Consider the following 22780-nt stretch of genomic DNA (forward strand, 5'->3'; position numbering starts at 1 on the left):
GCCGGGGAGGGCATGACAAGGCCCCGGTCCGCCCGCATGGGGGGGGAATGGATCAGGAAGCGATGCCCGCGTACGACGGGTCCTTCATCAGGAACGTCGCCAGCGGCTTGCTGTTGTCGACCGCGAGCCCGGTGAAGGTGACGCCGAGCTTGATGGAGGCGGTCCGGGTCAGCGTCAGCTCCTCGGTCTCGGTGACCTGGCCGCGCGGGATGACAAAGCGGTACGTGACCGTGCCGCCGTCGCTGAACTCCACGCCCAGCGCCTTCTCGTTGAACTTCGGGTCGGCGGCCAGCTCGTACCTGTACAGCCCGGACCCGGCGGCGGTCTCGGTGACCGCGTCGCCGCCCATGAAGAACGGCAGGGTGTCCTCGTTCAGCTGGAGCAGCTGGAACTTCACCGTCAGATCGCGGTCCGAGTAGATGAACCGGGCAGGGGAGACCGACTGCCAGGTCTCGACCGGGTCCAGCTTGTCCTTCTTCGCCAGCTTGATGCCGTCCTGCGAGGTGTAGCCGAGGTCCTTCCACTCGGTCGACCAGGCCGTGGTCACATCGGTCGGCACGGTCGCCCCGAGCGAGGCGACCAGGATGCGGCCGGTACCGGCGACACGGATCTCATTGGCGTTGCTGCCTGCCATGCGGATGTCCTTTCACAGGGTGGGTGGTGGGGTGCCAGCGGTGGCCGGTGGTCGGCCGGGCATGGCGAAGGCCCTGCCGTACGAAGGTGCGGGCAGGGCCTGATCGGGGGAGCGGGCGAGCGGCCGATGGCGGCGCCCGCCCGGGTGGTTCGAGGTGCGTCGCGGCGGGGCGCGGGTTCAGACGGGCCGGATGTGCAGCCGCGTCGTGGCGTAGTACCGGTTGGCCGCCGAGCGGTTCCAGTCGGGCAGCCAGCGCGGCCCGTCGGCCTCGACGACATCGGCGACATACGCCGTGCCGTACGTCGTCCCGCGCAGCGCCAGCAGCGCGGAACGGACCTTCAGGGCCAGCGTGTGCGCGGTGGTCTTGTCGGGGCCGTAGACCTCGAAGTCCACCAGCGGCTGGTCGAGATGCTGGTCGTCGATCCAGGCGCCACCGGCGCGGGAGACCAGGACGACCTGCTGGGTGCCGTCGAAGCCGGCCGGCGGGACGTTGTCCACCGTCGCGGTGGCGAGTTCGGTGCGGTCGGTCAGGAAGTCGACGACGAGTCGCTCGACGTCGGGGAAGGTGACCGTCGGATCGGCCACGGATGGCCTCCCTTCTGTCGGGCCCGTGGGCTCTCGGGCCTCGGGTGCGGTCATGCGGAACGGCGGGCCGCCACCCGGTCGTGGGCACAGCTCCGCCGCTGCACCAACTGTGACATGTTGCGAGCGCGAGCGCAACTAGAGGTTCCGTGTATGTGCGCGGCGGGGGGCAGAGGAAGGCCCGGGGCGGCGGCGGCCAGGGGGAGTCGGCCCAGGTCAGTCGGGGACCCGCGCCCCCGTCCCCGCGCCACCCGCCGCCCCGTCCGGCAGGAACTGCCCGGCCACCCGTACGAACATGTCCCGCCGATCGGCCGGTACGCCCAGCAGATCCGCGACCTCCTCCAGAGTGGGCCGGCGGCCCGGCTCCGCGCCCGGGGCGGTGGCGGTGGCGGCCGGGCGGTCGTGCGGGTCGGCCAGTTCCTCGGCGGTCAGCCGGCCGGAGCGGATGAGCATGTCGCGGACCGGCACGCCGAGCGCGCGGGCGAGCCTGCGCGTGGTCTCCAGGTCGGGCATGCTCTGGCGCTGCAACAGACGGGTGACGGCGGCGCGGTGCACGCCCGCCTCGTCCGCGATCCGCGACCTGCCGCCGCCGCGCGGGCTGTCGATGTCATAACCGCGACGCCGGATCAGGTCCTCGACCCACGCGGCGAACGCCTCCAGATCCTGGCTGGCCATCTCGCTGCTCGCTTCCCTCGGGGAGGTCGAGTTTAGCTTGCTCGCGCGCAACGAATTACGCCTATCTGTGTAGTCACCGTGAGGGAAAGAGTGTCCCGCTGGGCCCATCGGCGCCCCGTGAGGGATTCCTGGCGAAGAGGGGGAGGGATTCTTGTTGCGAGCGCGCACGCAATCTGTGAGGGTGAGAGCGAATTCCCCGACCGGCGAAAACCGAACCCACAGGGAGACACCGTGCCCCTTGCCGGATCCCGCCCACCGGAGCACAACGCGCCGCGCCAGGCCCCACCGACCGAACCGCAGGCCACGCAGGCAGCCGAACCACCGACCACGCAGGCCGCGTTATGGATCGGCCTGCTGGCGCGGCAATTCCCGGAACTGGCGGAGGAGTTGGTCCCCGGCGCCGGCGGGTCGTCACATCGCCGCCCCACCCCCACCCCCGTACCACCGCCCCGCCCCGACCCCCGCCGCCGCGCCGAACGCGAAGAAGCCCTGCTGCTGCAACAGCGCCACGGACTCACCGCCCCCGGCCCCGGCGCCGCCCCGCTGCGCCTGCACGTGTCCGACGCCATCCGCGACATCACCGACGGCGTGGTCGAGTTGGAGGAGGCGATACGGGACCGGCTCGCCCTGCCCCGGCCGCGCCGCGCCCCCGTGCCCGAGCGGCTCCGCCGGATCACCGCCCTCCTCGACCCCATCGGCCGGGACCCCGTCCTCGCGGCGCACGTCCGGGACGAGATCCGCCGGATGGCCCGCCGTTGCGCCCGCGCCCTGGGCGACACCGAGACGGTGGTACGGGTCTCCGGGCGCTGCCCCTGGTGCGACTCGGTCTCCCTGCGCGCCTTTCCCGAGCGGGCCGCGGTGCTCTGCGTCAACCCCGCGTGCCGCTGCGACGCCCCCCTGTGCGGCTGCCACGACGACCCGGCGTACCGGCACACCTGGGACGAGCGGGAGTGGCGGGCGCCCGGGAACGGGGAACAGGGCCATGACTGAGCGTCGCCACCCGGAAGTTCGGCCCACTCCGGCACCCACTCCGGCACCCACTCCGGCACCCGCTCCGATACCCGCTGCGGCATCTGCTCCGGCACCCGCTCCGATCCCCACCCGGCTGCCCAACCGGCTGCCCAACCAGATCCTCACCCAGATGCCGACCCTGATCCCCGGCCCGCTCGCCGCGCGGGAGGCCGGTGTCGCGCCGGCCACGATCCGCAAGTGGGTCCAGCTGGGCCGGCTCGCGGCCGTGGGCCGGGCGGGCCGGGCCCATCTCTTCCGGCTGGAGGACGTCTTCGCCGCCGAACGCGCGGCGCACCACAAGGAGTGACGCGACGGGCGGACCGGGCGTAGTGGTGGTGATGGGGTAGTTCCGGCGAAACGTCATTGATGTCGCGGAGAGGGAACCGGTGCCGATCGGCGGGCGTTGAAGGATGATGTATGGAGTTCCGTCTCCGGGAGGCGTTGGTCTCCGCTGGGGGGAGGTGTTCCGTGTCGTCACCGACACCGTGGCAGGGGCAGCCGCATGGACAGGGGCAGCCGTGGCAGACGCAGGTCGGGCCGCCCATGCTGGCCTCGCACGCCGACCGGGAGCGGGCCGTGGACGTGCTCAGAGCCGGATTCGGCGAGGGGCGGTTGCAGCAGAGCGAGCTGGAGAAGCGGATCGAGCGGGCGTACGCGGCGCGTACGGTCGGCGAGCTGGCGCTGCTGGTGGCCGACCTGCCGCAGGGGCCCGTACCGATGCAACCCATGCAGCCGATGTACATGGCGCCGCCCCCGATGATGCACCAGGTGCCGCGGACGTTCCTGCCCGCGCCGGTGCCGCCCACCAACGGCAAGGCGGTGGGGTCCATGGTGCTCGGGGTGCTGACCACCATGACCTTCGGGATCACGGGCATCCCCGCGGTGGTGCTCGGGCACTCCGCGCGGTCCGAGATGCGACGGACGGGCGAGAGCGGCGAGGGCTTCGCGATCACCGGGCTGGTGCTGGGGTGGCTGTCGGTGGCCGGATGGGCCGTGTTCCTGCTCGCCCTCGTCGCCGCCGCGGCCTCCGGCTGAGAGAGCCGGCGGGGGCGGCGCCCGCGAGGGAGGGCCTCGGAGAGAGGGGCTGTGGGGGAGTGGCCGTAGAGGAGGGGTGCAGGAGGGTACAGGAGGGGTGGAGGAGCCGGTGGGGGAGAGTCCCGGTGAGGGGATTTCCGGCGCGTGGGACGTTCGCCGTTCGTTGATCTGAAGGTCACCCGGCGTGCATGACCTTGACATGTACCGCGTGGTCATACGGGCGAGGCCCGGTTGTTTTGACCGCAGCGAATGAGGTAGGTACGCTCAGACCTTGTGCCTGGGGTGTGCCCTGGCTCTTGTGCGTGCCTGTAAACCGCATAGCGAGCTAAGACCGGCCACCGTGATCTGCGCCCTTTTCGCCTTGCGGCGGGAGTCTGCCGGATTCGACACACCCGACCGCGTGGGTCGGCGAATGTTCCAGGTTAGCTGTACCTATCGGCACACAGAAACCGGAGAAGTAGTGCCTACGATCCAGCAGCTGGTCCGCAAGGGCCGGCAGGACAAGGTCGAGAAGAACAAGACGCCCGCACTGGACGGTTCGCCCCAGCGCCGCGGCGTCTGCACGCGTGTGTTCACGACCACCCCGAAGAAGCCGAACTCGGCCCTGCGTAAGGTCGCGCGTGTGCGTCTGACCAGCGGGATCGAGGTCACCGCTTACATTCCGGGTGAGGGACACAACCTGCAGGAGCACTCCATCGTGCTCGTGCGTGGCGGTCGTGTGAAGGACCTGCCCGGTGTTCGCTACAAGATCATCCGCGGTTCCCTTGACACCCAGGGTGTCAAGAACCGCAAGCAGGCCCGCAGCCGCTACGGCGCCAAGAAGGAGAAGTAAGAATGCCTCGTAAGGGCCCCGCCCCGAAGCGCCCGGTCATCATCGACCCGGTCTACGGTTCTCCTCTTGTCACGTCCCTCATCAACAAGGTGCTGCTGAACGGCAAGCGCTCCACCGCCGAGCGCATCGTGTACGGCGCCATGGAGGGCCTGCGCGAGAAGACCAGCAACGACCCGGTCATCACGCTCAAGCGCGCGCTGGAGAACATCAAGCCGACCCTTGAGGTCAAGTCCCGCCGTGTCGGTGGCGCCACCTACCAGGTGCCGATCGAGGTCAAGCCCGGCCGCGCCAACACGCTGGCGCTGCGCTGGCTGGTCGGCTACTCCCGCGCCCGGCGCGAGAAGACCATGACCGAGCGGCTGCTCAACGAGCTTCTCGACGCGTCCAACGGCCTCGGTGCCGCTGTGAAGAAGCGCGAGGACACCCACAAGATGGCCGAGTCCAACAAGGCCTTCGCGCACTACCGCTGGTAGTCGCTACCCACATCGAGACCGAGAGAAGACTGAAGCCTTATGGCTACCACTTCACTTGACCTGGCCAAGGTCCGCAACATCGGGATCATGGCCCACATCGACGCGGGCAAGACGACCACCACCGAGCGGATCCTCTTCTACACCGGCGTGTCCTACAAGATCGGTGAGGTCCACGACGGCGCCGCCACCATGGACTGGATGGAGCAGGAGCAGGAGCGTGGCATCACGATCACCTCTGCCGCCACCACCTGTCACTGGCCGCTGGAAGACGTCGACCACACCATCAACATCATCGACACGCCGGGCCACGTCGACTTCACCGTAGAGGTGGAGCGTTCGCTGCGCGTCCTCGACGGTGCCGTGACGGTGTTCGACGGCGTCGCCGGTGTCGAGCCGCAGTCCGAGACGGTGTGGCGTCAGGCGGACCGCTACGGCGTGCCGCGGATCTGCTTCGTGAACAAGCTCGACCGTACCGGTGCCGAGTTCCACCGCTGCGTCGACATGATCAGCAACCGTCTGGGCGCGCAGCCGCTGGTCATGCAGCTGCCGATCGGCGCGGAGATGGACTTCAAGGGCGTCGTCGACCTCGTGACGATGAAGGCCTTCGTATGGTCCGCCGAGGCGACCAAGGGCGAGATGTACGACATCGTCGACATCCCGGCCACGCACACCGAGGCCGCCGAGGAGTGGCGCGGCAAGCTGATCGAGGCCGTCGCCGAGAACGACGACAAGATGATGGAGCTGTACCTGGAGGGCGAGGAGCCCACCGTGGAGCAGCTGTACGCGGCGATCCGCCGTATCACCATCGCCTCCGGCAAGGGCGACGGCATCACCGTCACCCCCGTGTTCTGCGGCACCGCGTTCAAGAACAAGGGCGTCCAGCCCCTGCTCGACGCGGTCGTGCGCTACCTGCCGTCCCCCCTGGACGTCGAGGCCATCGAGGGCCATGACGTCAAGGACCCGGAGACGGTCATCAAGCGCCGGCCGTCCGACGAGGAGCCGCTGTCCGCGCTGGCGTTCAAGATCATGAGCGACCCGCACCTCGGCAAGCTCACCTTCGTCCGCGTGTACTCCGGCCGCCTGGAGTCCGGCACCGCCGTGCTGAACTCCGTCAAGGGCCGCAAGGAGCGCATCGGCAAGATCTACCGCATGCACGCCAACAAGCGTGAGGAGATCGAGTCGGTGGGCGCCGGTGACATCGTCGCCGTCATGGGCCTGAAGCAGACCACCACCGGTGAGACGCTGTCCGACGAGAAGAAGCCGGTCATCCTGGAGTCCATGGACTTCCCGGCGCCGGTCATCCAGGTCGCCATCGAGCCCAAGTCGAAGGGCGACCAGGAGAAGCTGGGCATCGCGATCCAGCGGCTGGCCGAGGAGGACCCGTCCTTCCAGGTCCACTCGGACGAGGAGACCGGCCAGACCATCATCGGCGGTATGGGCGAGCTGCACCTTGAGGTGCTGGTCGACCGGATGCGCCGTGAGTTCAAGGTCGAGGCCAACGTCGGCAAGCCGCAGGTCGCGTACCGCGAGACGATCCGCAAGGCCGTCGAGAAGGTCGAGTTCACCCACAAGAAGCAGACGGGTGGCACCGGCCAGTTCGCGCGCGTCATCATCGCGATCGAGCCCATCGAGAGCGGCGACGCGTCGTACGAGTTCGTGAACAAGGTGACCGGTGGCCGTATCCCGAAGGAGTACATCCCTTCGGTCGACGCCGGTGCGCAGGAGGCCATGCAGTTCGGCATCCTCGCCGGGTACGAGATGACGGGCGTCCGCATCACGCTGCTCGACGGTGCCTACCACGAGGTCGACTCCTCGGAGCTGGCCTTCAAGATCGCCGGTTCGCAGGCCTTCAAGGAGGCCGCGCGCAGGGCCGCGCCCGTGCTCCTGGAGCCGATGATGGCCGTCGAGGTCACCACGCCCGAGGACTACATGGGCGATGTCATCGGTGACATCAACTCCCGCCGTGGCCAGATCCAGGCCATGGAGGAGCGGGCCGGTGCCCGCGTCGTGAAGGGCCTCGTGCCCCTCTCGGAGATGTTCGGCTACGTCGGCGACCTCCGCAGCAAGACATCGGGTCGCGCCAGCTACTCGATGCAGTTCGACTCCTACGCCGAGGTTCCGCGGAACGTCGCCGAGGAGATCATCGCGAAGGCCAAGGGCGAGTAACGCACCGCGTTCACACGCCGTAGGCTTGACTCCGGAACCTCACGGGGCATTCCGCCACAACCACGGACGGAATGCCCCCGGGATCCGGGCCTTTACAGCAAAGATCACCTGGCGCCGATGAAGTAAGGCGTACCAGAACCACTCCACAGGAGGACCCCAGTGGCGAAGGCGAAGTTCGAGCGGACTAAGCCGCACGTCAACATCGGCACCATCGGTCACATCGACCACGGTAAGACGACCCTCACGGCCGCCATTACCAAGGTGCTGCACGACGCGTACCCGGACCTGAACGAGGCCACCCCGTTCGACAGCATCGACAAGGCGCCCGAGGAGCGCCAGCGCGGTATCACCATCTCCATCGCGCACGTCGAGTACCAGACCGAGGCGCGTCACTACGCCCACGTCGACTGCCCGGGTCACGCGGACTACATCAAGAACATGATCACCGGTGCCGCGCAGATGGACGGCGCGATCCTGGTGGTCGCCGCGACCGACGGCCCGATGCCGCAGACCAAGGAGCACGTGCTCCTGGCCCGCCAGGTCGGCGTTCCGTACATCGTCGTCGCCCTGAACAAGGCCGACATGGTGGACGACGAGGAGATCCTGGAGCTCGTCGAGCTTGAGGTCCGTGAGCTCCTCACCGACTACGAGTTCCCGGGCGACGACCTGCCGGTCATCAAGGTCTCCGCGCTGAAGGCCCTTGAGGGCGAGGCGGAGTGGGTCGAGTCCGTCCTCAACCTGATGAAGGCTGTCGACGAGTCGATCCCGCAGCCCGAGCGTGACATCGACAAGCCGTTCCTCATGCCCGTCGAGGACGTCTTCACGATCACCGGTCGCGGTACGGTCGTCACCGGCCGTATCGAGCGTGGTGTCCTGAAGGTCAACGAGACCGTTGACATCATCGGCATCCACACCGACAAGACCACCACCACGGTCACCGGTATCGAGATGTTCCGCAAGCTGCTCGACGAGGGCCAGGCCGGTGAGAACGTCGGTCTGCTGCTCCGCGGTGTCAAGCGCGAGGACGTCGAGCGCGGCCAGGTCATCATCAAGCCGGGTTCGGTCACGCCGCACACCGACTTCGAGGCCACGGCGTACATCCTGTCCAAGGACGAGGGTGGCCGTCACACGCCGTTCTTCAACAACTACCGCCCGCAGTTCTACTTCCGTACCACGGACGTGACCGGCGTCGTGCACCTCCCCGAGGGCACCGAGATGGTCATGCCGGGCGACAACACCGACATGCGCGTGGAGCTGATCCAGCCCATCGCCATGGAGGAGGGCCTGAAGTTCGCCATCCGTGAGGGTGGCCGGACCGTCGGCGCCGGCCAGGTCACCAAGATCCTCAAGTAGTTCCCTGCTTGTGGGGTCACCGACCCGGTAGCTCCGCCGCGAGCTGTGCGAGGGGCCCGTACGACTTCGGTCGTACGGGCCCCTTTCGCATGGCCGGGGCCGCGTGGCCGCCAGGTGGGCGGTTGCGGTGGATCCGGGTGAAGTCTTGGCGAACGGTGGGCTGCGGGTCCGTGAGGGATCGGGCAATATCCCGTCCCCGCGGGGTGAAATGCCCGGCTTTGTCGGGGATGGGGCGCGGAAGCCGGTCGTAGCGTGAGAGCGGTCGGAGGGCCGCAGACCCCCAGGGGCGGTCGGGCCCGCAGTGACCTCATGAGGATGGCTTGGCACTGATGCAGGCTGCGCACAGCGGATCGTCGACATCGATACGTACGCCGGTGGCGGTGGCCGAGCGGCCCCGGCGGCTGATCCCCGGTCCCCGCACCCCGCTGGATCCGCCCCGGCCCCGCCTCTATCTCGTGGACGGCATCCGCCTGATCGCGGCGCTGATGGTGGTGGTGCACCACTACGCCGGCACCAGCCGGGTCGACCGGCCGGGCAACGCGATCTGGGACCGGCCGGTGTCGGAGATCATGCCGACGGTGTTCCGGTTCGCCTCCTTCGGCTGGATCGGCGTCGAGATCTTCTTCGTGATCAGCGGCTTTGTGATCTGCATGTCGTGCTGGGGCCGTACGCCCCGGCAGTTCTTCGTGTCCCGGGTGATCCGGCTCTATCCGGCGTACTGGTTCGCCGTCCTGTTCACCACGGGTGTGCTGGTGCTGATGCCGGGCGTCTGGGAGCGGCTGCCGGCCCGGGACGTGCTGCTGAACCTGACCATGCTCCAGGCCGGTTCGGAGGTCCAGAACGTCGATGCCGTGTACTGGACGCTCTGGTCCGAGCTGCGCTTCTATCTGCTGTTCCTGATCGTGGTGGCGATGGGGCTGACGTACCGGCGGGTCGTCGTCTTCTGCTGTGTCTGGGGCGCGGCGGCGATGCTGGCGCCGGTGGCGGACTTCCCGCTGCTGGTGCTGGTGGCCGACCCGAGCGCCGCCTGGTACTTCATCGCGGGCCTCGCCCTGTATCTGATGCACCGCTTCGGCCAGGACCTGCTGCTGTGGGGCATCCTCGCCCTGTGCTGGCTGATGGGGCAGCGGGAACTGGCACAGCGGGTCGACTTCGAGGGCGTCTCCAGCTGGCGCGGCGCGGTGCTGATCTTCACGGTGTTCCTGCTGGTGATGGTCGCCATCGCCCTCGGCCGCACCGACCGGATCCGCTGGAAGTGGCTGGTGACGGCCGGCTCCCTGACCTACCCGCTCTATCTGACCCACTACCTCGCCGGTACGACGGTCATCCACCGGCTCCGCGACACGATGGACGCCCGTCTGCTGGTCGGGCTGGTGACCGCCGCCTTCCTGCTGCTGAGCTGGCTGGTGCACCGGTGGGTGGAGCGGCCGGTGTCCAGGAGGCTGAAGCGGGGGCTGGACGCGTCGTTCACCCGGCTGCGGGGGGCGGGGCGGCGTGCCTGAGCCGCGACCCGCCCGGCATGGGGACCCGTGTTTGACTCAGGTCACCCTCGGGGTATTCTCTCCGGCTCGATTGGCGTCGCAGTCGGCCCGTGTGGCAGACTGTCCGAGTTGCTCGGTCGAGTGTTGATGCTGTGCGCCTCCCGCCGGGAGGACCGGAAGCGAGTCCCACAGTACTCGTCAACCCCAAGTGGGTTGGACGTACGGGAATCTTCCGGGAAGCGCAGGCGCAGCACCGACCAGGTACCCGGTGGGCCGTTCGGTTCCCGGCTCGCGGTTTCCGGTTGGACCGTGTGCACATCCCGTAGGGATAGATGTTCGATCAAGGGGCATCTGTGTCGGCGGGGATGCGACACACCCGACCGCGTGGGTCGGAGACGGAGCAGCGGAACACAGGGTTCCAGAGCGTAAGAAGAGACAGGACTACTGAGTAGCCATGGCGGGACAGAAGATCCGCATCCGGCTCAAGGCCTACGACCACGAGGTCATCGATTCCTCGGCGAAGAAGATCGTCGAGACGGTGACGCGTACTGGTGCGTCGGTCGCGGGCCCGGTGCCGCTGCCCACTGAGAAGAACGTGTACTGCGTCATCAAGTCGCCGCACAAGTACAAGGACTCGCGCGAGCACTTCGAGATGCGCACGCACAAGCGCCTGATCGACATTCTCGACCCGACCCCCAAGACCGTTGACTCCCTGATGCGACTCGACCTCCCGGCCGGTGTCGACATCGAGATCAAGCTCTGAGGCCGGTGATCTGAGAGATGGCTAAGCAGATCAAGGGCATCCTGGGCGAGAAGCTCGGCATGACGCAGGTGTGGGACGAGAACAACCGTGTCGTCCCGGTCACCGTCGTCAAGGCCGGACCCAATGTCGTCACCCAGGTCCGCACCAACGACGTCGACGGCTACGAGTCCGTCCAGCTCGCCTTCGGCGAGATCGACCCGCGCAAGGTGAACAAGCCCCTCAAGGGCCACTTCGCGAAGGCCGACGTCACCCCCCGTCGCCACCTTGTCGAGATCCGGACCGCTGACGCCGCCGAGTACACCCTCGGTCAGGAAGTCACCGCCGAGGTCTTCGAGGCCGGTGTCCGGGTCGACGTGACCGGCAAGAGCAAGGGCAAGGGCTTCGCCGGTGTCATGAAGCGTCACAACTTCAAGGGCCTCGGCGCCGGACACGGCACCCAGCGCAAGCACCGCTCCCCCGGCTCCATCGGTGGCTGCGCCACCCCGGGCCGTGTGTTCAAGGGCCTCCGCATGGCGGGTCGCATGGGCAACGAGCGGGTCACCACCCAGAACCTGACCGTCCACGCCGTTGACGCGGAGAAGGGTCTGCTGCTCATCAAGGGCGCGGTTCCCGGTCCGAACGGCGGCCTCGTCCTGGTCCGCACCGCGGCCAAGGGGGCCTGAGGTAACCGATGAGCACTGTTGACATCCTTTCGCCTGCCGGCGAGAAGACCGGTAGCGTCGAACTCCCCGCGGAGATCTTCGGCGTGGAGAAGGTCAGCATCCCGCTGATCCACCAGGTCGTCGTCGCGCAGAACGCGGCTGCCCGCCAGGGCACCCACAAGACCAAGACCCGCGGTGAAGTCCGTGGCGGTGGCCGCAAGCCGTACCGCCAGAAGGGCACCGGCCGCGCCCGTCAGGGCTCGACCCGCGCCCCGCAGTTCGCCGGCGGTGGCGTCGTCCACGGCCCGCAGCCGCGTGACTACTCGCAGCGGACCCCGAAGAAGATGAAGGCCGCGGCCCTGCGCCACGCCCTCACCGACCGGGCCCGCGCCGACCGCATCCACGTCGTCACCGGCGTGATCGAGGGCGAGACCCCCTCCACGAAGGCCGCGAAGAGCCTGTTCGGCAAGATCTCGGAGCGCAAGAACCTGCTCCTGGTCGTCGAGCGCGCCGACGAGGCCGCGTGGCTGTCCGCCCGCAACCTGCCCCAGGTGCACATCCTGGAGCCGGGCCAGCTGAACACGTACGACGTGATCGTCTCGGACGACGTGGTCTTCACCCAGGCCGCTTTCGAGTCCTTCGTCGCCGGCCCGAAGGCCAACGACACCGAAGGGAGCGAGGCCTGATGGCTACGCGCCACCCGAGCATCGCCTCGAAGGCCGCCAAGGCCGCCAAGGCCGCGCGCGTCGCCAAGGCACGCCGCCACGCCGCCGAGGGCAAGAACACCGTCGAGACCCCGCTGAGCAAGTCGTACACGGACCACCGTGACGTGCTGCTCAAGCCGGTCGTCTCCGAGAAGAGCTACGCGCTCCTCGACGAGAACAAGTACACGTTCATCGTCGACCCGCGCTCCAACAAGACCCAGATCAAGCAGGCCGTCGAGGCGGTCTTCGAGGTCAAGGTCACCGGGGTCAACACGATCAACCGCGTCGGCAAGCGCAAGCGGACCCGTACGGGCTTCGGCCAGCGCGCCGCGACCAAGCGGGCGATCGTGACCCTCGCCGAGGGCGACCGTATCGACATCTTCGGCGGTCCTACCTCCTGACGGAGGTCGGATCGTCCGGAATCGGACGAGGACTGAGAAATGGGAATCCGCAAGTACAAGCCGACTACGCCGGGCCGCCGTGGCGCCAGCGTCGCCGACTTCGTCGAGGTCACGCGGTCCACGCCGGAGAAGTCGCTGGTTCGCCCCCTGCACAGCAAGGGTGGCCGTAACAACTCCGGTCGTGTGACCGTCCGCCACCAGGGTGGTGGACACAAGCGCGCCTTCCGCGTGATCGACTTCCGTCGGCACGACAAGGACGGCGTGCCGGCGAAGGTCGCGCACATCGAGTACGACCCCAACCGCACCGCGCGCATCGCGCTGCTGCACTACGCCGACGGCGAGAAGCGCTACATCCTCGCGCCGCGCGGCCTCACGCAGGGCGACCGCGTCGAGAACGGCCCCGGGGCCGACATCAAGCCGGGCAACAACCTCGCCCTGCGCAACATCCCGGTCGGTACCACGCTGCACGCGATCGAGCTGCGCCCCGGTGGCGGCGCCAAGTTCGCCCGCTCCGCCGGTACCTCCGTACAGCTGCTGGCGAAGGAGGGCACGATGGCCCACCTTCGTATGCCGTCCGGAGAGATCCGCCTGGTCGACGTGCGCTGCCGCGCCACCGTCGGCGAGGTCGGCAACGCCGAGCAGTCGAACATCAACTGGGGCAAGGCCGGCCGCAAGCGGTGGAAGGGCGTCCGCCCGACCGTCCGTGGTGTGGTCATGAACCCGGTCGACCACCCGCACGGTGGTGGTGAGGGCCGGACGTCCGGTGGCCGCCACCCCGTGTCCCCGTGGGGCAAGAAGGAAGGCCGTACTCGTTCGCCCAAGAAGGCGTCGAACAAGTACATCGTCCGCCGCCGCAAGACGAACAAGAAGCGCTAAGGACGGGTTGAGATGCCTCGTAGCTTGAAGAAGGGACCCTTCGTCGACGACCACCTGATCAAGAAGGTGGACGCCCAGAACGAAGCCGGTACCAAGAACGTCATCAAGACCTGGTCCCGTCGCTCGATGATCGTGCCGGCCATGCTCGGTCACACGCTCGCGGTGCACAACGGCAAGACCCACATCCCGGTGTTCGTCACCGAGTCGATGGTCGGCCACAAGCTCGGCGAGTTCTCGCCGACCCGCACCTTCCGGGGCCACGTCAAGGACGACCGGAAGTCGAAGCGCCGCTAAGCGGATCGCATCAGACAGTTAAGAAACTGAAGGGACAACCATGGAAGCCAGGGCCCAGGCGCGGTACATCCGCGTCACGCCCATGAAGGCCCGCCGCGTGGTGGACCTCATCCGTGGCATGGACGCCACGGAGGCCCAGGCCGTCCTGCGATTCGCTCCGCAGGCAGCCTCCGTGCCGGTCGGCAAGGTGCTGGACAGCGCCATCGCCAACGCCGCGCACAACTACGACCACACCGACGCCGACAGCCTCGTCATCTCCGAGGCGTACGTCGACGAGGGTCCGACCCTGAAGCGGTTCCGGCCGCGCGCCCAGGGCCGTGCCTACCGGATCCGCAAGCGGACCAGCCACATCACCGTGGTCGTCAGCAGCAAGGAAGGAACCCGGTAATGGGCCAGAAGGTAAACCCGCACGGGTTCCGGCTCGGTATCACCACCGACTTCAAGTCGCGCTGGTACGCCGACAAGCTGTACAAGGACTACGTCAAGGAAGACGTCGCCATCCGACGGATGCTGACGTCCGGCATGGAGCGCGCCGGTATCTCCAAGGTGGAGATCGAGCGCACCCGTGACCGCGTCCGCGTCGACATCCACACCGCGCGTCCGGGCATCGTCATCGGCCGCCGCGGCGCGGAGGCCGACAAGATCCGCGGCCAGCTGGAGAAGCTGACCGGCAAGCAGGTCCAGCTGAACATCCTTGAGGTCAAGAACCCCGAGACCGATGCTCAGCTCGTGGCCCAGGCCGTCGCCGAGCAGCTGTCCTCCCGTGTCTCCTTCCGCCGTGCCATGCGCAAGAGCATGCAGTCGGCGATGAAGGCGGGCGCCAAGGGCATCAAGATCCAGTGCGGTGGCCGTCTCGGCGGCGCCGAGATGTCCCGCTCGGAGTTCTACCGCGAGGGCCGCGTGCCCCTGCACACGCTCCGCGCGAACGTGGACTACGGCTTCTTCGAGGCCAAGACGACCTTCGGCCGTATCGGTGTGAAGGTCTGGATCTACAAGGGCGACGTCAAGAACATCGCCGAGGTCCGCGCCGAGAACGCCGCGGCCCGTGCGGGCAACCGCCCGGCCCGTGGCGGCGGCAACGACCGCCCGGCCCGTGGCGGTCGCGGCGGTGGCGGTGGCGAGCGGCGCGGTCGCAAGCCGCAGCAGGCCGGCGGTGCCGAGGCCCCCAAGGCCGAGGCCCCCGCGGCTGCCGCTCCGGCCGAGGCGCCGTCCTCTTCTAGTGGCGGAACGGAGGCCTGACCGACATGCTGATCCCCCGTAGGGTCAAGCACCGCAAGCAGCACCACCCCAAGCGACGTGGTCAGGCCAAGGGCGGTACGACGGTCGCGTTCGGCGAGTACGGCATCCAGGCCCTCACGCCGGCGTATGTCACCAACCGCCAGATCGAGGCGGCCCGTATCGCCATGACCCGCCACATCAAGCGTGGTGGCAAGGTCTGGATCAACATCTACCCGGACCGTCCGCTCACGAAGAAGCCGGCCGAGACCCGCATGGGTTCCGGTAAGGGTTCTCCGGAGTGGTGGGTCGCGAACGTGCACCCGGGACGGGTCATGTTCGAGCTGTCCTACCCCAACGAGAAGATCGCCCGTGAGGCGCTGACCCGTGCGGCCCACAAGCTGCCGATGAAGTGCCGGATCGTCAAGCGCGAGGCAGGTGAAGCGTGATGTCGGCCGGTACCAAGGCGTCCGAGCTGCGCGAGCTGGGCAACGAGGAGCTTCTCGCGAAGCTCCGCGAGGCCAAGGAAGAGCTGTTCAACCTCCGCTTCCAGGCGGCGACGGGGCAGCTTGAGAACCATGGCCGTCTGAAGGCGGTCCGCAAGGACATCGCGCGGATCTACACCCTGATGCGCGAGCGCGAGCTGGGCATCGACACGGTGGAGAGCGCCTCATGAGCGAGAACAATGTGACTGCAGAGAAGACTGAGGCGCGCGGTTTCCGCAAGACCCGCGAGGGTCTCGTCGTCAGCGACAAGATGGACAAGACCGTCGTCGTCGCCGTCGAGGACCGCGTCAAGCACGCGCTGTACGGCAAGGTCATCCGCCGTACGAACAAGCTCAAGGCGCACGACGAGCAGAACGCCGCCGGTGTCGGCGACCGGGTCCTCCTGATGGAGACCCGTCCGCTGTCGGCGACCAAGCGCTGGCGCGTCGTCGAGATCCTCGAAAAGGCCAAGTAGCAGCAGGGAATTCCCGCAAGGGAATTCCGGAGAACATGCCTGCGGGGCAGTCGCCTCGCAGGACAGTTCCGCCAGGCTCGGCAGGGGCTCCTTCTACGGGACCCCTGCCGGGAACCGGCAGACACACAGGAGATAGACGTGATCCAGCAGGAGTCGCGACTGCGCGTCGCCGACAACACGGGCGCGAAGGAAATCCTTTGCATCCGTGTGCTCGGTGGCTCCGGTCGCCGCTACGCGGGCATCGGTGACGTCATCGTCGCCACCGTCAAGGACGCGATCCCCGGCGGCAACGTGAAGAAGGGTGACGTCATCAAGGCGGTCATCGTTCGCACCGTCAAGGAGCGCCGCCGTCCGGACGGCTCGTACATCCGCTTCGACGAGAACGCCGCCGTCATTCTGAAGAACGACGGCGACCCTCGTGGTACCCGCATCTTCGGCCCGGTCGGGCGCGAGCTGCGCGAGAAGAAGTTCATGAAGATCATCTCGCTGGCTCCGGAGGTGCTGTAAGCATGAAGATCAAGAAGGGCGATCTGGTCCAGGTCATCACCGGCAAGGACAAGGGCAAGCAGGGCAAGGTCATTGCCGCTTACCCGCGCGACGAGCGTGTCCTGGTCGAGGGTGTCAACCGGGTCAAGAAGCACACCAAGGCCGGTCCGACCGCTCGCGGTTCGCAGGCCGGCGGCATCGTCACGACCGAGGCGCCCATCCACGTCTCCAACGTCCAGCTGGTCGTGGAGAAGGACGGCAACAAGGTCGTCACGCGGGTCGGTTACCGCTTCGACGACGAGGGCAACAAGATCCGCGTTGCCAAGCGGACGGGTGAGGACATCTGATGGCTACCACCACCACTCCGCGTCTGAAGACGAAGTACCGCGAGGAGATCGCGGGCAAGCTGCGTGACGAGTTCAAGTACCAGAACGTCATGCAGGTTCCCGGCCTCATCAAGATCGTGGTCAACATGGGTGTCGGCGACGCCGCCCGTGACTCGAAGCTGATCGAGGGGGCCATCAAGGACCTCACCACGATCACCGGGCAGAAGCCGGCCGTCACCAAGGCCCGCAAGTCCATCGCGCAGTTCAAGCTGCGTGAGGGCCAGCCGATCGGTGCCCACGTCACTCTCCGTGGCGACCGCATGTGGGAGTTCCTGGACCGCACCCTGTCGCTCGCGCTGCCGCGCATCCGCGACTTCCGTGGTCTGTCCCCCAAGCAGTTCGACGGCCGTGGCAACTACACCTTCGGTCTCACGGAGCAGGTCATGTTCCACGAGATCGACCAGGACAAGATCGACCGCGTCCGGGGTATGGACATCACCGTGGTCACCACGGCGACCAACGACGCTGAGGGCCGCGCGCTCCTTCGTCACCTCGGCTTCCCCTTCAAGGAGGCGTGAGCGAGATGGCGAAGAAGGCTTTGATCGCGAAGGCTGCTCGCAAGCCCAAGTTCGGCGTGCGTGCGTACACCCGCTGCCAGCGCTGCGGTCGTCCGCACTCCGTGTACCGCAAGTTCGGCCTGTGCCGCGTGTGCCTTCGTGAGATGGCTCACCGTGGCGAGCTGCCGGGCGTGACCAAGAGTTCCTGGTAGTTCCGGTAATTCCGGACTGCCTGGACTCTCGGTAAGCAATGGGTTGGTCAGGGGCCCGCTCCTCCATGGCTTAGGCTAGGAGGGTTGGGCGCCCTGACGCCCGTAAGACTTACTACGCCGTAGGTCCACCGCGCCGCACCCGTCCCGTCTCGGATCGGGGAGAGGGATGGCGCACCAGGAAACCCCGGCGAGAGAGGCCGAAGGCCACTTCATGACCATGACTGATCCGATCGCAGACATGCTGACGCGTCTGCGGAATGCGAACTCGGCGTACCACGACTCGGTGTCGATGCCGCACTCCAAGATCAAGTCTCACATCGCGGAGATCCTCCAGCAGGAGGGCTTCATCACGGGCTGGAAGGTCGAGGACGCCGAGGTCGGCAAGAACCTCGTCCTGGAGCTGAAGTTCGGCCCCAACCGTGAGCGCTCCATCGCGGGCATCAAGCGGATCTCCAAGCCCGGTCTCCGGGTGTACGCGAAGTCCACCAACCTGCCCAAGGTGCTCGGCGGCCTCGGCGTGGCGATCATCTCCACGTCCCACGGGCTCCTCACCGACAAGCAGGCCGGCAAGAAGGGCGTGGGTGGGGAAGTCCTCGCCTACGTCTGGTAGCGGAAGGGAACGGAGGAAACAGCTATGTCGCGCATTGGCAAGCTCCCCATCACGGTTCCCGCCGGCGTGGACGTCACCATCGACGGCCGTACGGTCTCGGTCAAGGGCCCCAAGGGCTCGCTGACCCACACCGTCGCGGCGCCGATCGATGTCGCCAAGGGTGAGGACGGCGTCCTGAGCGTCACCCGCCCGAACGACGAGCGTCAGAACAAGGCCCTGCACGGCCTGTCCCGCACGCTGGTGGCGAACATGATCACCGGCGTGACCCAGGGTTACGTGAAGAAGCTCGAAATCAGCGGCGTCGGTTACCGCGTGACCGCCAAGGGCTCCAACCTGGAGTTCGCGCTCGGTTACAGCCACCCGATCCTGGTCGAGGCCCCCGAAGGCATCTCCTTCAAGGTCGAGGCGCCCACGCGTTTCTCGGTCGAGGGCATCGACAAGCAGAAGGTCGGCGAGGTCGCGGCCAACATCCGCAAGCTGCGCAAGCCCGACCCGTACAAGGCCAAGGGTGTCAAGTACGAGGGCGAAGTCATCCGCCGCAAGGTCGGAAAGGCGGGTAAGTAAGCCATGGCATACGGACAGAAGATCCTCAAGGGCGACGCCTACAAGCGCGCCGCGATCAAGCGCCGCCACATCCGGATCCGCAAGCGGATCAACGGTACGGCGGAGCGTCCCCGTCTGGTCGTTACCCGTTCCAACCGCCACATCGTGGCGCAGGTGATCGACGACCTGAAGGGCCACACCCTGGCTTCGGCGTCCACCCTGGACACCTCGATCCGCGGTGGCGAGGGCGACAAGTCGGCGCAGGCCAAGCAGGTCGGTGCCCTGGTCGCCGAGCGCGCCAAGGCCGCCGGTGTCGAGGCCGTCGTGTTCGACCGTGGTGGCAGCCAGTACGCCGGGCGCATCGCCGCCCTGGCGGACGCCGCCCGCGAGGCCGGGCTCAAGTTCTGAGCCGCTTGTAGCTAGCGGAAAGAGAGAGGTAATCCAATGGCTGGACCCCAGCGCCGCGGAAGCGGTGCCGGTGGCGGCGAGCGGCGGGACCGGAAGGGCCGTGACGGCGGCGCTGCTGCCGCCGAGAAGACCGCGTACGTTGAGCGCGTCGTCGCGATCAACCGCGTCGCCAAGGTTGTGAAGGGTGGTCGTCGCTTCAGCTTCACCGCGCTGGTCGTGGTGGGTGACGGTGACGGCACCGTGGGTGTCGGTTACGGCAAGGCCAAGGAGGTGCCGGCCGCCATCGCCAAGGGTGTGGAGGAGGCCAAGAAGCACTTCTTCAAGGTCCCCCGTATCCAGGGCACCATCCCCCACCCCATCCAGGGTGAGAAGGCGGCCGGTGTCGTGCTGCTCAAGCCGGCGTCCCCGGGTACCGGCGTGATCGCCGGTGGTCCGGTGCGTGCCGTGCTGGAGTGCGCCGGTATCCACGACGTGCTGTCGAAGTCGCTCGGCTCCGACAACGCGATCAACATCGTGCACGCCACCGTGGCGGCCCTCAAGGGTCTCCAGCGTCCCGAGGAGATCGCGGCCCGCCGCGGTCTGCCCCTGGAGGACGTTGCCCCGGCGGCTCTGCTCCGCGCACGTGCCGGGGCGGGTGCGTAATCATGGCGCAGCTCAAGATTACGCAGGTCAAGTCCTATATCGGCAGCAAGCAGAACCACCGTGACACCCTGCGTTCCCTTGGTCTCAAGGGCATCAACACGCAGGTCGTCAAGGAGGACCGCCCCGAGTTCCGCGGCATGGTGCACACCGTCCGCCACCTCGTGTCGGTCGAGGAGGTCGACTGATCATGGCGGAGAACAGCCCGCTGAAGATCCACAACCTCCGTCCCGCCCCGGGCGCCAAGACCGCCAAGACCCGTGTGGGTCGTGGTGAGGCGTCGAAGGGTAAGACGGCCGGTCGTGGTACGAAGGGCACCAAGGCCCGCTACCAGGTTCCGGAGCGCTTCGAGGGCGGCCAGATGCCGCTCCACATGCGCCTCCCGAAGCTGAAGGGCTTCAAGAACCCGTTCAAGACCGAGTACCAGGTCGTGAACCTCGACAAGCTCGCCGCGCTCTACCCCGAGGGTGGCGAGGTCACGGTCGAGGGTCTGGTGGCCAATGGTGCCGTTCGCAAGAACAGCCTCGTCAAGGTCCTCGGCCAGGGTGAGATCTCCGTGGCGCTCCAGGTGACGGTCGACGCCGTCTCCGGGTCCGCCAAGGAGAAGATCACCGCCGCCGGCGGCACCGTCACCGAGCTCGTCTGAACACCCCAGGCGTCTTGATGACTTGAGCGATCCCGACCGGGGATACCCCACATATGGGGTATCCCCGGTTGGTCGTTCCTAGGGGGGCGGTGTCGCCGGTAAGGTGACCTGCACTGCCCACTTTCGCGGGGTGCTGCCCCTTGGGGCACCCTGAGCGGCGGTTGGCCGTTAGATAAGTCGTTGTTGTATTGGACCCTCAAGACCGTCACCCTTGACGCAGATGCGCGGGGGTCGCAGGAGGCACCGTGCTCACCGCGTTCGCCCGGGCGTTCAAGACGCCCGACCTGCGCAAGAAGCTGCTCTTCACGCTCGGCATCATCGTGATCTACCGGATCGGTACGCATATCCCGATCCCGGGTGTCGACTATAGGAACGTCCAGACCTGCCTCGACCAGGCCAGCGCCAACCAGGGCCTGTTCGGCCTGGTGAACATGTTCAGTGGCGGCGCGCTGCTCCAGATCACGATCTTCGCGCTCGGCATCATGCCGTACATCACGGCGAGCATCATCCTCCAGCTGCTGACGGTGGTGATCCCCCGCCTGGAGGCCCTGAAGAAGGAGGGCCAGGCGGGTACGGCGAAGATCACGCAGTACACGCGTTATCTGACGGTCGCGCTGGCCGTGCTCCAGGGCACCGGCCTGGTGGCCACCGCCCGCTCCGGCGCGCTGTTCAGCGGCTGCACCGTGTCCGGTCAGATCGTCCCTGACCAGTCCATCTTCGTGACCATCACCATGGTCATCACCATGACCGCCGGTACGGCCGTCGTCATGTGGCTCGGTGAGCTGATCACCGACCGCGGCATCGGCAACGGCATGTCGATCCTGATGTTCATCTCGATCGCCGCCACCTTCCCGGCCGCCCTGTGGGCCATCAAGCAGCAGGGCTCGCTGGCCGACGGCTGGATCGAGTTCGGCACGGTCATCCTCGTCGGCCTGTTCATGGTCGGCCTGGTGGTCTTCGTCGAGCAGGCCCAGCGCCGGATCCCGGTGCAGTACGCGAAGCGCATGATCGGCCGCCGCTCCTACGGCGGCACCTCCACGTACATCCCGCTCAAGGTGAACCAGGCCGGTGTGATCCCGGTCATCTTCGCCTCGTCGCTGCTGTACATCCCGGCGTTGATCGCGCAGTTCTCCAGCGGCACCTCCGGCTGGAAGACCTGGATCGAGGCGCACCTCGTCAAGGGTGACCACCCGTATTACATCGCCGCCTACTTCTTGCTGATCGTTTTCTTCGCGTTCTTCTATGTGGCCATCACATTCAACCCCGAAGAAGTCGCCGACAACATGAAGAAGTATGGTGGCTTCATCCCGGGCATCCGGGCTGGCCGACCGACCGCTGAGTATCTGAGCTACGTACTCAACCGGATCACCTGGCCGGGCTCGCTGTATCTGGGCCTGATCGCTCTCGTGCCGACAATGGCGTTGGCTGGTTTCGGGGCAAACCAGAACTTCCCCTTCGGCGGGACCAGCATCCTGATCATCGTGGGTGTCGGCCTGGAGACGGTGAAGCAGATCGAGAGCCAGCTCCAGCAGCGCAATTACGAAGGGTTCCTCCGCTGATGCGAATCGTCCTCGTCGGGCCGCCGGGCGCTGGTAAGGGCACCCAGGCCACCCGACTTGCCGAGACCCTGCGGGTACCGCACATCTCCACCGGTGATCTGTTCCGCGCCAACATCAGCAAGCAGACCGACCTCGGGAAACTCGCGAAGTCCTACATGGACGCCGGGAACCTCGTCCCCGACGAGGTGACCATCGCGATGGCCAAGGACCGCATGGAGCAGCCGGACGCCGGGAACGGCTTCCTGCTGGACGGCTTCCCCCGCAATGTCTCGCAGGCCGAGGCGCTGGACGAGCTGCTCACCACCGAGGGCATCAAGCTGGACGCGGTGCTGGATCTTGAGGCACCCGAGGACGAGGTCGTCAAGCGGATCGCCGGCCGGCGCATCTGCCGTAACGACTCGGCGCATGTGTTCCACGTGACGTACAAGAAGCCGACGGCCGACGGCGTCTGCGATGTGTGCGGCGGGGAGCTGTACCAGCGGGACGACGACTCCGAGGAGACCGTGCGCAAGCGGCTGGAGGTCTACCACACGCAGACCGAGCCGATCATCGACTACTACAAGGCACAGGGCCTGGTGGTGACCATTTCGGCGATGGGCGCGGTGGACGAGGTGACCTCGCGGGCGCTTGAGGCGCTCAAGCGGGAGGATGGCGAGCCGTAAGTCTCGCTCGCGTTCGGCAGCACGGGCCGCGGTTCC

34 protein-coding genes are annotated in these 22780 nt (G+C 67.3%); 31 read left to right on the plus strand and 3 right to left on the minus strand.

Going from position 1 to position 22780, the window contains the following annotated elements:
• Positions 1-52 precede the first annotated feature (52 nt).
• The 3 genes from ACFXAZ_RS03695 to ACFXAZ_RS03705 form a co-directional block, all read right to left on the minus strand.
• On the minus strand, positions 53-634 hold the full coding sequence (locus tag ACFXAZ_RS03695) for a phage tail protein (protein ID WP_384584559.1): 582 nt from the start codon (positions 632-634) through the stop codon (positions 53-55).
• A 177-nt stretch (positions 635-811) separates the two neighbouring features.
• A complete protein-coding gene (locus ACFXAZ_RS03700) occupies positions 812-1219 on the minus strand; it encodes a hypothetical protein (protein ID WP_384584562.1) in 408 nt (135 codons plus the stop codon).
• A 213-nt stretch (positions 1220-1432) separates the two neighbouring features.
• Positions 1433-1891, minus strand: a complete 459-nt coding sequence (locus ACFXAZ_RS03705) for a helix-turn-helix domain-containing protein (protein ID WP_384584565.1) — start codon at positions 1889-1891, stop codon at positions 1433-1435.
• 231 nt (positions 1892-2122) lie between these two features.
• Here ACFXAZ_RS03705 and ACFXAZ_RS03710 point away from each other — a divergent pair, with 231 nt between their 5' ends.
• The 31 genes from ACFXAZ_RS03710 to ACFXAZ_RS03860 all read left to right on the plus strand — a co-directional run bounded on the left by ACFXAZ_RS03710 (position 2123) and on the right by ACFXAZ_RS03860 (position 22744).
• Positions 2123-2881 (plus strand): hypothetical protein, encoded by a 759-nt coding sequence (locus ACFXAZ_RS03710; RefSeq protein WP_384584568.1) that lies wholly within the window; start codon positions 2123-2125, stop codon positions 2879-2881.
• Positions 2882-3032: 151 nt separating this feature from the next.
• A complete protein-coding gene (locus ACFXAZ_RS03715) occupies positions 3033-3209 on the plus strand; it encodes a hypothetical protein (protein ID WP_384584571.1) in 177 nt (58 codons plus the stop codon).
• A gap of 161 nt (positions 3210-3370) precedes the next feature.
• Complete coding sequence (locus tag ACFXAZ_RS03720) at positions 3371-3937, plus strand: DUF1707 and DUF4190 domain-containing protein (RefSeq protein WP_384584574.1); 567 nt, start codon at positions 3371-3373, stop codon at positions 3935-3937.
• 460 nt (positions 3938-4397) lie between these two features.
• Positions 4398-4769: a 30S ribosomal protein S12 gene (gene rpsL / locus ACFXAZ_RS03725; RefSeq protein ID WP_007823146.1), complete on the plus strand. Its 372-nt coding sequence runs from the start codon at positions 4398-4400 to the stop codon at positions 4767-4769.
• A gap of 2 nt (positions 4770-4771) precedes the next feature.
• Complete coding sequence (gene rpsG, locus ACFXAZ_RS03730) at positions 4772-5242, plus strand: 30S ribosomal protein S7 (RefSeq protein WP_005481264.1); 471 nt, start codon at positions 4772-4774, stop codon at positions 5240-5242.
• 39 nt (positions 5243-5281) lie between these two features.
• Positions 5282-7408, plus strand: coding sequence for an elongation factor G (fusA, locus tag ACFXAZ_RS03735; protein ID WP_382680359.1), 2127 nt, complete (start codon positions 5282-5284; stop codon positions 7406-7408).
• 159 nt (positions 7409-7567) lie between these two features.
• Positions 7568-8761 (plus strand): elongation factor Tu, encoded by a 1194-nt coding sequence (gene tuf / locus ACFXAZ_RS03740; protein ID WP_384584579.1) that lies wholly within the window; start codon positions 7568-7570, stop codon positions 8759-8761.
• A gap of 329 nt (positions 8762-9090) precedes the next feature.
• Positions 9091-10263: an acyltransferase family protein gene (locus ACFXAZ_RS03745; RefSeq protein ID WP_384584932.1), complete on the plus strand. Its 1173-nt coding sequence runs from the start codon at positions 9091-9093 to the stop codon at positions 10261-10263.
• 433 nt (positions 10264-10696) lie between these two features.
• Positions 10697-11005, plus strand: a complete 309-nt coding sequence (gene rpsJ, locus ACFXAZ_RS03750; RefSeq protein WP_003948644.1) for a 30S ribosomal protein S10 — start codon at positions 10697-10699, stop codon at positions 11003-11005.
• 17 nt (positions 11006-11022) lie between these two features.
• Positions 11023-11667, plus strand: coding sequence for a 50S ribosomal protein L3 (gene rplC / locus ACFXAZ_RS03755; protein ID WP_384584582.1), 645 nt, complete (start codon positions 11023-11025; stop codon positions 11665-11667).
• Positions 11668-11675: 8 nt separating this feature from the next.
• Complete coding sequence (rplD, locus tag ACFXAZ_RS03760) at positions 11676-12332, plus strand: 50S ribosomal protein L4 (RefSeq protein ID WP_384584585.1); 657 nt, start codon at positions 11676-11678, stop codon at positions 12330-12332.
• Positions 12332-12751: a 50S ribosomal protein L23 gene (rplW, locus tag ACFXAZ_RS03765; protein ID WP_382680364.1), complete on the plus strand. Its 420-nt coding sequence runs from the start codon at positions 12332-12334 to the stop codon at positions 12749-12751. Before rplD ends, rplW begins: the two co-directional genes overlap by 1 nt.
• Before the next feature lie 39 nt (positions 12752-12790).
• Positions 12791-13627, plus strand: coding sequence for a 50S ribosomal protein L2 (rplB, locus tag ACFXAZ_RS03770; RefSeq protein WP_382680365.1), 837 nt, complete (start codon positions 12791-12793; stop codon positions 13625-13627).
• Between the two features lie 12 nt (positions 13628-13639).
• Positions 13640-13921, plus strand: coding sequence for a 30S ribosomal protein S19 (gene rpsS, locus ACFXAZ_RS03775; protein WP_003992359.1), 282 nt, complete (start codon positions 13640-13642; stop codon positions 13919-13921).
• 40 nt (positions 13922-13961) lie between these two features.
• Positions 13962-14309: a 50S ribosomal protein L22 gene (gene rplV, locus ACFXAZ_RS03780; RefSeq protein WP_030619142.1), complete on the plus strand. Its 348-nt coding sequence runs from the start codon at positions 13962-13964 to the stop codon at positions 14307-14309.
• Positions 14309-15160 carry a 30S ribosomal protein S3 gene (gene rpsC, locus ACFXAZ_RS03785; RefSeq protein WP_382680366.1) on the plus strand — a complete coding sequence of 284 codons (852 nt, stop codon included), beginning with the start codon at positions 14309-14311 and terminating at the stop codon, positions 15158-15160. Before rplV ends, rpsC begins: the two co-directional genes overlap by 1 nt.
• Positions 15161-15165: 5 nt before the next feature.
• Positions 15166-15585 carry a 50S ribosomal protein L16 gene (gene rplP, locus ACFXAZ_RS03790; RefSeq protein ID WP_190037507.1) on the plus strand — a complete coding sequence of 140 codons (420 nt, stop codon included), beginning with the start codon at positions 15166-15168 and terminating at the stop codon, positions 15583-15585.
• Positions 15585-15812 (plus strand): 50S ribosomal protein L29, encoded by a 228-nt coding sequence (rpmC, locus tag ACFXAZ_RS03795; RefSeq protein ID WP_382680367.1) that lies wholly within the window; start codon positions 15585-15587, stop codon positions 15810-15812. The genes rplP and rpmC overlap by 1 nt, the downstream gene beginning before the upstream one ends.
• A complete protein-coding gene (gene rpsQ, locus ACFXAZ_RS03800) occupies positions 15809-16096 on the plus strand; it encodes a 30S ribosomal protein S17 (protein WP_189214791.1) in 288 nt (95 codons plus the stop codon). The genes rpmC and rpsQ overlap by 4 nt, the downstream gene beginning before the upstream one ends.
• A gap of 138 nt (positions 16097-16234) precedes the next feature.
• Positions 16235-16603 (plus strand): 50S ribosomal protein L14, encoded by a 369-nt coding sequence (gene rplN / locus ACFXAZ_RS03805; RefSeq protein ID WP_003992364.1) that lies wholly within the window; start codon positions 16235-16237, stop codon positions 16601-16603.
• A gap of 2 nt (positions 16604-16605) precedes the next feature.
• Complete coding sequence (rplX, locus tag ACFXAZ_RS03810; protein WP_053674523.1) at positions 16606-16929, plus strand: 50S ribosomal protein L24; 324 nt, start codon at positions 16606-16608, stop codon at positions 16927-16929.
• Entirely contained in the window at positions 16929-17486 is a 558-nt protein-coding gene (gene rplE, locus ACFXAZ_RS03815) for a 50S ribosomal protein L5 (protein ID WP_384584593.1), read from the plus strand. Before rplX ends, rplE begins: the two co-directional genes overlap by 1 nt.
• Positions 17487-17491: 5 nt before the next feature.
• Complete coding sequence (locus ACFXAZ_RS03820) at positions 17492-17677, plus strand: type Z 30S ribosomal protein S14 (protein WP_003956452.1); 186 nt, start codon at positions 17492-17494, stop codon at positions 17675-17677.
• A 211-nt stretch (positions 17678-17888) separates the two neighbouring features.
• The gene (rpsH, locus tag ACFXAZ_RS03825) at positions 17889-18287 is read left to right on the plus strand and encodes a 30S ribosomal protein S8 (RefSeq protein ID WP_014674378.1); all 399 of its coding nucleotides are present in this window, start codon (positions 17889-17891) and stop codon (positions 18285-18287) included.
• Between the two features lie 24 nt (positions 18288-18311).
• On the plus strand, positions 18312-18851 hold the full coding sequence (gene rplF, locus ACFXAZ_RS03830; RefSeq protein WP_384584597.1) for a 50S ribosomal protein L6: 540 nt from the start codon (positions 18312-18314) through the stop codon (positions 18849-18851).
• Positions 18852-18854: 3 nt separating this feature from the next.
• A complete protein-coding gene (gene rplR / locus ACFXAZ_RS03835; protein WP_382680370.1) occupies positions 18855-19238 on the plus strand; it encodes a 50S ribosomal protein L18 in 384 nt (127 codons plus the stop codon).
• Positions 19239-19274: 36 nt separating this feature from the next.
• Positions 19275-19880, plus strand: a complete 606-nt coding sequence (gene rpsE, locus ACFXAZ_RS03840; RefSeq protein WP_324936594.1) for a 30S ribosomal protein S5 — start codon at positions 19275-19277, stop codon at positions 19878-19880.
• 2 nt (positions 19881-19882) lie between these two features.
• Positions 19883-20065, plus strand: a complete 183-nt coding sequence (gene rpmD, locus ACFXAZ_RS03845; RefSeq protein WP_006140898.1) for a 50S ribosomal protein L30 — start codon at positions 19883-19885, stop codon at positions 20063-20065.
• 2 nt (positions 20066-20067) lie between these two features.
• Positions 20068-20523 (plus strand): 50S ribosomal protein L15, encoded by a 456-nt coding sequence (gene rplO / locus ACFXAZ_RS03850; RefSeq protein ID WP_384584601.1) that lies wholly within the window; start codon positions 20068-20070, stop codon positions 20521-20523.
• Positions 20524-20768: 245 nt separating this feature from the next.
• Entirely contained in the window at positions 20769-22082 is a 1314-nt protein-coding gene (gene secY / locus ACFXAZ_RS03855; RefSeq protein ID WP_384584604.1) for a preprotein translocase subunit SecY, read from the plus strand.
• Entirely contained in the window at positions 22082-22744 is a 663-nt protein-coding gene (locus tag ACFXAZ_RS03860) for an adenylate kinase (protein WP_384584607.1), read from the plus strand. Before secY ends, ACFXAZ_RS03860 begins: the two co-directional genes overlap by 1 nt.
• The last annotated feature ends 36 nt before the right edge of the window (positions 22745-22780 follow it).

The sequence above is a fragment of the Streptomyces sp. NPDC059477 genome, assembly GCF_042749375.1.
Taxonomy (GTDB): Bacteria; Actinomycetota; Actinomycetes; order Streptomycetales; family Streptomycetaceae; genus Streptomyces.

Coding starts and splice junctions, on each gene's coding strand:
- ACFXAZ_RS03695 (WP_384584559.1), bottom strand. CDS start 634: ATGGCAGGCAGCAACGCCAATGAGATCCGTGTCGCCGGTACCGGCCGC.
- ACFXAZ_RS03705 (WP_384584565.1), bottom strand. CDS start 1,891: ATGGCCAGCCAGGATCTGGAGGCGTTCGCCGCGTGGGTCGAGGACCTG.
- ACFXAZ_RS03715 (WP_384584571.1), top strand. CDS start 3,033: ATGCCGACCCTGATCCCCGGCCCGCTCGCCGCGCGGGAGGCCGGTGTC.
- rpsG (WP_005481264.1), top strand. CDS start 4,772: ATGCCTCGTAAGGGCCCCGCCCCGAAGCGCCCGGTCATCATCGACCCG.
- fusA (WP_382680359.1), top strand. CDS start 5,282: ATGGCTACCACTTCACTTGACCTGGCCAAGGTCCGCAACATCGGGATC.
- ACFXAZ_RS03745 (WP_384584932.1), top strand. CDS start 9,091: ATGCAGGCTGCGCACAGCGGATCGTCGACATCGATACGTACGCCGGTG.
- rpsJ (WP_003948644.1), top strand. CDS start 10,697: ATGGCGGGACAGAAGATCCGCATCCGGCTCAAGGCCTACGACCACGAG.
- rplC (WP_384584582.1), top strand. CDS start 11,023: ATGGCTAAGCAGATCAAGGGCATCCTGGGCGAGAAGCTCGGCATGACG.
- rplD (WP_384584585.1), top strand. CDS start 11,676: ATGAGCACTGTTGACATCCTTTCGCCTGCCGGCGAGAAGACCGGTAGC.
- rplW (WP_382680364.1), top strand. CDS start 12,332: ATGGCTACGCGCCACCCGAGCATCGCCTCGAAGGCCGCCAAGGCCGCC.
- rplB (WP_382680365.1), top strand. CDS start 12,791: ATGGGAATCCGCAAGTACAAGCCGACTACGCCGGGCCGCCGTGGCGCC.
- rpsS (WP_003992359.1), top strand. CDS start 13,640: ATGCCTCGTAGCTTGAAGAAGGGACCCTTCGTCGACGACCACCTGATC.
- rplV (WP_030619142.1), top strand. CDS start 13,962: ATGGAAGCCAGGGCCCAGGCGCGGTACATCCGCGTCACGCCCATGAAG.
- rpsC (WP_382680366.1), top strand. CDS start 14,309: ATGGGCCAGAAGGTAAACCCGCACGGGTTCCGGCTCGGTATCACCACC.
- rplP (WP_190037507.1), top strand. CDS start 15,166: ATGCTGATCCCCCGTAGGGTCAAGCACCGCAAGCAGCACCACCCCAAG.
- rpmC (WP_382680367.1), top strand. CDS start 15,585: ATGTCGGCCGGTACCAAGGCGTCCGAGCTGCGCGAGCTGGGCAACGAG.
- rpsQ (WP_189214791.1), top strand. CDS start 15,809: ATGAGCGAGAACAATGTGACTGCAGAGAAGACTGAGGCGCGCGGTTTC.
- rplX (WP_053674523.1), top strand. CDS start 16,606: ATGAAGATCAAGAAGGGCGATCTGGTCCAGGTCATCACCGGCAAGGAC.
- rplE (WP_384584593.1), top strand. CDS start 16,929: ATGGCTACCACCACCACTCCGCGTCTGAAGACGAAGTACCGCGAGGAG.
- ACFXAZ_RS03820 (WP_003956452.1), top strand. CDS start 17,492: ATGGCGAAGAAGGCTTTGATCGCGAAGGCTGCTCGCAAGCCCAAGTTC.
- rpsH (WP_014674378.1), top strand. CDS start 17,889: ATGACCATGACTGATCCGATCGCAGACATGCTGACGCGTCTGCGGAAT.
- rplF (WP_384584597.1), top strand. CDS start 18,312: ATGTCGCGCATTGGCAAGCTCCCCATCACGGTTCCCGCCGGCGTGGAC.
- rplR (WP_382680370.1), top strand. CDS start 18,855: ATGGCATACGGACAGAAGATCCTCAAGGGCGACGCCTACAAGCGCGCC.
- rpsE (WP_324936594.1), top strand. CDS start 19,275: ATGGCTGGACCCCAGCGCCGCGGAAGCGGTGCCGGTGGCGGCGAGCGG.
- rpmD (WP_006140898.1), top strand. CDS start 19,883: ATGGCGCAGCTCAAGATTACGCAGGTCAAGTCCTATATCGGCAGCAAG.
- rplO (WP_384584601.1), top strand. CDS start 20,068: ATGGCGGAGAACAGCCCGCTGAAGATCCACAACCTCCGTCCCGCCCCG.
- ACFXAZ_RS03860 (WP_384584607.1), top strand. CDS start 22,082: ATGCGAATCGTCCTCGTCGGGCCGCCGGGCGCTGGTAAGGGCACCCAG.